We start from the raw sequence: 5,101 nt of genomic DNA, 5'->3' as shown, positions 1-5,101 counted from the left end.
AGGTGTATTCATATCAGCATAAAATGCTGATATGAAACACAAAAGTAAGATTTTGAGTCAGATTTATCTAAAAAATACTCAATATTAAAACATATGAAAAAGGGCTTTCATTAACTCAACAGCCTTATAAATATTGGGTTAAAGATTTTCGGTGCTAGTAGGTATTTTGGTATAATCACAGTTAATGTCAGTCTAAATATATAAGTATGATCTATAAATATAGTAGAGTTGCTATTATCGGTAAGCATTATAAAGAAGAAGTAAGTCAAACAGTAGAGATTCTGTATGCTTATTTGCAACAACAAAATCTAGATGTGGTAGTAGAGGATGAAACTGCATCTGATACCACCTTGGAAAATATTACAACCGCAAGCTTAAAAGAGATAGCTTTGGTATGTGATGTTGCTATCGTTGTTGGTGGAGATGGTAATTTTCTTAAAGCATCTAGGGTTTTAGCATTATATAGCAATATTCCTGTTATTGGTGTAAATAAGGGTAAGCTTGGCTTTTTAACAACTCTTGCTGCAGATAATAATGCCTTAAGAAGAGACCTTGATGCTATATTAAAAGGGGACAGTTCAGTTACCAAAATGAGTATGCTGAAATGTCGTGTTGATGATAATTTACGTGCACCTCTAGAGGCGTCTATCGCATTAAATGAAATTGCTATAACTTCTAGTAGGGGGTTGATGTTTGGTTTGAAGGTATATATAGATGGTCGATATGCTTTTGATCAAAGAGGTGATGGACTTATTGTTGCTACACCAACAGGCTCAACAGCACATGCAATGTCAGCTGGTGGACCTATTTTGAATCCTAATCAAAGTAGTGTGGTTTTGGTGCCAGTATGCTCTCATTCATTAAATAGTAGACCTTTGGTTATATCAGATACAAGTGTTATAGATATTTATATAACAGATTACAACGATCCAGAACCTGTTTTAAGCATTGATGGTAGACATGATACTATTTTAAGATCACATCAGAAAGTAACTATTCAAAAAGCACAGAAAAAAGTCACTGTCTTGCATACTAAAGATTATAATTACTATGATACTCTAAGAGAAAAGTTAGGTTGGAGTAAAGTTCTATTCTAAAAAAGCTCAATTAATATAATTACTACAAAAATAGTTATAAAAATAGCAGACACAAATTCAATTTTTTTGATGTTTCTAAAGAACACTTGCCTAAGTTTATTATTACCAAAGAAAGTAGCAACAATTGCGAACCAAATAAATGTACTTAGAGCTATAGCAATCCAGACAGCAATTTTGCCAAAGCTTGGAAGTTGAGCAACTAAACTAAGCATCGAGCTAAAGAAAACTAGTACCTTAGCATTAGCAAGATTTGTAAAAGCACCATTCAAGAAAAGTTTAAGGTTGGTAGGCTTATCAAAATTATCAAGGTTTTTTACATGTTCATTTGCATTAGGGTTTAATTGTTGTTTTGTAAAAATATTCTTGTATAAGTTATATGCTATGTACGCAAGATAAATGACACCTAGAAGTATTAATACTTTGAACAGTAATGGCTGTTTATAAAGGAGAAATGAACCAAACCAGTAGACTATAAAAGTATTTAGAAGAATTCCACTAGCAACGCCAAATGCGGTATATATTCCTGATCTATGCCCAAATTTGATAGAGTTGCTTATGGTTACAAAGAAGTCAGGACCAGGTAATACAAGACAACTTACTTGTAAAGCTAGAATTGTTAAAAAGATTAGCACAGTTATACTCTTATTTTTGTTTTACTTGCGATAGAATAGTAGTAATAAAATTGCAATAAATCTAGAAAAATGAGTGATAATTCTAAAGAAAATTTACGCCAGATAAAAAGTTATGTACAAAGAGCTGGCAGAGTGACAAAAAAACAACAACAAGCTCTCGATGATTATGCATCTAAATATATGATTGAATATGATCAAAATAAAAGTTTAGACTTTTCTGAAATTTTCAAAAATTCTAATGATGTAGTATTAGAGATAGGTTTTGGAATGGGTGGGTCATTGGTACAAATGGCTCTAGAAAATCCTACAAAAAATTATTTAGGGATTGAGGTTCACAAAGCAGGAGTTGGTAATATTCTCTATGAAATTGAGCATCAAAATATATCTAATCTTTTAGTTATGAGTCATGATGCTGTAGAAATATTAGAAAATATGATATCTGATAATTCTTTGTCAGGAACGCAGATATACTTTCCAGATCCATGGCATAAGAAAAAGCATAATAAACGTAGATTAGTGAATCAATCAAATGTTGACTTATTTGCTAAAAAACTTAAAGTAGGTGGTGTATTTCATTACGCTAGTGATTGGTTATCATACGCAGAGGAAGTTTTAGAACTTCTTGAAAATGATGATAAATACAAAAATCTATATGATGGGTTTGCACCAAGGCCAGAATGGCGACCTTTGACAAAATTTGAAAAGCGGGGTCAGAACCTTGATCATCCAATATCAGATATTCTTTTTGAAAAGATTTAGGGATAAAAAGTGAAAACAGCTAAGTATAAAAGAGGGTTCATAAAAGCTAGTGAGTATAACAGTAAACTCCATTTTGATAATATTTTTTGTCCAGATTGTGGCAAAGCTAAACTAAAAATAGTACGTAAAGCTGATCAAGAAGCATATTTTGTTTTTATGACAGATCAACAGCATGATGAGCTCTGTCCAAGAGTTACTAAGCCAATTCAAGATGAAAAAATTAAAGAATTAGTTTTAAGTGATTCAAAAAAAGACATGAGTAAGTTGAATTTTTTAGTAAATAAGAATTTAGAAAAATGTATAAATCTTGTTACTAAACTAGAGAATGATGGCAAGCTTAACAAAGAAGAAGAGCTTAATCTGATGCCACAAAAGAAGCAACAACTTACGGAAAATCGTATTAGAGAGTATGCTAGGCAAGATATTTTAACTATTAATATCCTTGATTTAGATTCTATCGATACTAATGTAATTAACAACAAACACTGCTTGATCTATGGTATCGCGGGGATTACATTATCTGATATTGGAGAAAGTAAAAAATTGTTTTTTAAGGCAGATCAAGACTCTAGGTTTTCAATATTTGTGGTACCTAGTCAGATTAAGTATCTTGATTTTGATAAAGGTAAGAGAGCAAAGTTTGCAGTATTTGGTAAGTTTAAAAAATCTGGTAAATTTCTAAATTTAGAAATTCGTTCAACGCGTGATCTAGTTATTGGAGATTAGGGTATGCACGTAAAAATAAGATATGAAACTTTAAAGGATCAAGAACAGATATATAACCTAATATCTGAAGCATTTGATACCAAAGATGAAGAGAGATTAGTTAGACTTTTACATACTGACCATCAAAGTCTAATATCTTTAGTTGCTGAGACTGATAACGGCAATATAATAGGTCAAGCAATTCTTTCAAAAATGACAACGGAAAAATCTACTAATCTAAAAATATATGGATTGGCTCCAATGTCTGTCGCACCTGAATATCAACATAAGGGGATAGGTACTAAGCTTATAGAAATGATGATAAAAGAAGCTAGAGTAAATAGTATTGATGCAATATTTGTTTTAGGGCACCCTAGTTATTATCCAAAATTTGGTTTTAAGTCTACTATAACATATAAAATAAAGTGTGAATATGATGTGCCCGAAGATGTTTTTATGGTGTTAGATTTATCGAATAAATTGGATCAGTTAAAAAATCAGAAGGTTTATTATGCCGAAGAGTTTAGGAAAGTCTTTTAGAGATTGTATAAGAAAATGGTTCAGTTATTTTATTGCTATTGAGCAAATGTTTTTTATTAGATATAGGGAGAAGTAGATGAAAATCCTCACAAATTGTAAAATATATAGTGGACTAGAAATATTGGATAATCATTCTGTTGTTATGAATGGCCAAACTATTCAAGATATAATCCATAATTCTAATATAAAGGATTATTCAGATTATGAAATTATAGACTTAAAAGGTGAGAATATTGCACCAGGATTCATTGACCTGCAGGTAAATGGTTTTGGAGGGTTTCTTCTAAATGATGATATCAGTGAGGATTGTCTAAAAGGCATATTTGAGTCTTCAAAGAAATATGGGGCAACAACAGTGCTGCCAACATTGATTACAACTTCTGATGAAAATATTTTAAAAGCATTGAAATTGGTGAGGGATTATAAAGATAAATATCAATATAATATTCCAGGTCTTCATCTTGAGGGTCCCTATATTAGCAGAACTAAAAAAGGGGTTCATAATATTGATCATGTTAGAGGACCTGATTCTAAAATTATAGATACAATAATAGAGTACGCTGATTGTGTGAAAATTCTGACCCTGGCTCCAGAAGTTTGTGATTCATCTACTATCAAGAAACTAGCTAATGCTGGAATAACTGTTTCTTTAGGTCATACAAATGCAACTTATGAAGAAGCATTTAATGGCATTGAATCAGGTATAACCATGGCAACACATTTGTATAATGCTATGAGTGGATATCAAGGTAGAAACCCTGGTGCTATAGGTGCAGTCCTAAACTCATCAAGTGTATATGCTGGAATCATCGCTGATGGGTTTCACTTAGATTATTCATCATTAGAAGTTGCTAAGAAGTTACTCAAAGAGAAATTAATTCTTGTAACAGATGCAGCAGCTCCGGCAGGTACAGATATGGAAGAATTTGTCTTTGAGGGCGCGGTTGTCTATCACAAAAATGGTAAGCTAACTACAGCTGATGGGACTTTGGGTGGATCTGCTTTGACAATGATTGGTGCGGTTAAAAATACAGTTGAGAATACTTTTATACCTCTTGATGAGGCACTAAGAATGGCGTCCACTTATGCAGCAGAATCGATTAATTTAGGGAATTTATTAGGGAAGATAAAGTCCGGATATATAGCGAACTTGGTTATATTTGATAATGGTTACAATATTTCAAAGGTAGTTGATAAAGGTGAGATTAGTACTTATTGCTAATAAGAAATCTAAAAAATTTTACTCTGTACACGATAAAAAATATTGAAAGGACTGATTAAAGCCTTATATATTCATTATTTGCGAAAGATGAAAAAGTACTTTAATCAGCTAAGAGGAAGTCTATCTGAAATATTCAATTGGCACAA

General features: G+C 31.9%; 6 protein-coding genes. 5 read left to right on the top strand and 1 reads right to left on the bottom strand.

What is annotated here, in order from left to right; all coding sequences use genetic code 11:
- Positions 1-206: 206 nt before the first annotated feature.
- Positions 207-1,097: an NAD(+)/NADH kinase gene (locus F3D57_RS09970; protein ID WP_041263912.1), complete on the top strand. Its 891-nt coding sequence runs from the start codon at positions 207-209 to the stop codon at positions 1,095-1,097.
- On the opposite strand, the gene F3D57_RS09965 is transcribed toward F3D57_RS09970, so the two are convergent.
- Complete coding sequence (locus F3D57_RS09965; protein WP_150466141.1) at positions 1,094-1,729, bottom strand: LysE family translocator; 636 nt, start codon at positions 1,727-1,729, stop codon at positions 1,094-1,096. The two genes, F3D57_RS09970 and F3D57_RS09965, sit on opposite strands and share 4 nt — an antisense overlap.
- A 69-nt stretch (positions 1,730-1,798) precedes the next feature.
- Between F3D57_RS09965 and trmB the strand changes: the two genes are divergently transcribed.
- The 4 genes from trmB (at position 1,799) to nagA (ending at position 4,955) form a co-directional block, all read left to right on the top strand.
- Positions 1,799-2,488, top strand: coding sequence for a tRNA (guanosine(46)-N7)-methyltransferase TrmB (gene trmB / locus F3D57_RS09960; protein ID WP_150466140.1), 690 nt, complete (start codon positions 1,799-1,801; stop codon positions 2,486-2,488).
- A 9-nt stretch (positions 2,489-2,497) separates the two neighbouring features.
- Positions 2,498-3,214, top strand: coding sequence for a hypothetical protein (locus tag F3D57_RS09955; protein WP_150466139.1), 717 nt, complete (start codon positions 2,498-2,500; stop codon positions 3,212-3,214).
- A 3-nt stretch (positions 3,215-3,217) separates the two neighbouring features.
- The gene (locus F3D57_RS09950; protein ID WP_150466138.1) at positions 3,218-3,733 is read left to right on the top strand and encodes a GNAT family N-acetyltransferase; all 516 of its coding nucleotides are present in this window, start codon (positions 3,218-3,220) and stop codon (positions 3,731-3,733) included.
- A gap of 76 nt (positions 3,734-3,809) precedes the next feature.
- Positions 3,810-4,955 (top strand): N-acetylglucosamine-6-phosphate deacetylase, encoded by a 1,146-nt coding sequence (gene nagA / locus F3D57_RS09945; protein ID WP_150466137.1) that lies wholly within the window; start codon positions 3,810-3,812, stop codon positions 4,953-4,955.
- The last annotated feature ends 146 nt before the right edge of the window (positions 4,956-5,101 follow it).

The sequence above is a fragment of the Francisella sp. SYW-2 genome (assembly GCF_008711475.1).
Lineage (GTDB): Bacteria > Pseudomonadota > Gammaproteobacteria > Francisellales > Francisellaceae > Francisella > Francisella salimarina.
This window is presented reverse-complemented; position numbering and strand designations above follow the sequence as displayed.

Coding starts and splice junctions, on each gene's coding strand:
- F3D57_RS09970 (WP_041263912.1), top strand. CDS start 207: ATGATCTATAAATATAGTAGAGTTGCTATTATCGGTAAGCATTATAAA.
- trmB (WP_150466140.1), top strand. CDS start 1,799: ATGAGTGATAATTCTAAAGAAAATTTACGCCAGATAAAAAGTTATGTA.
- F3D57_RS09950 (WP_150466138.1), top strand. CDS start 3,218: ATGCACGTAAAAATAAGATATGAAACTTTAAAGGATCAAGAACAGATA.
- nagA (WP_150466137.1), top strand. CDS start 3,810: ATGAAAATCCTCACAAATTGTAAAATATATAGTGGACTAGAAATATTG.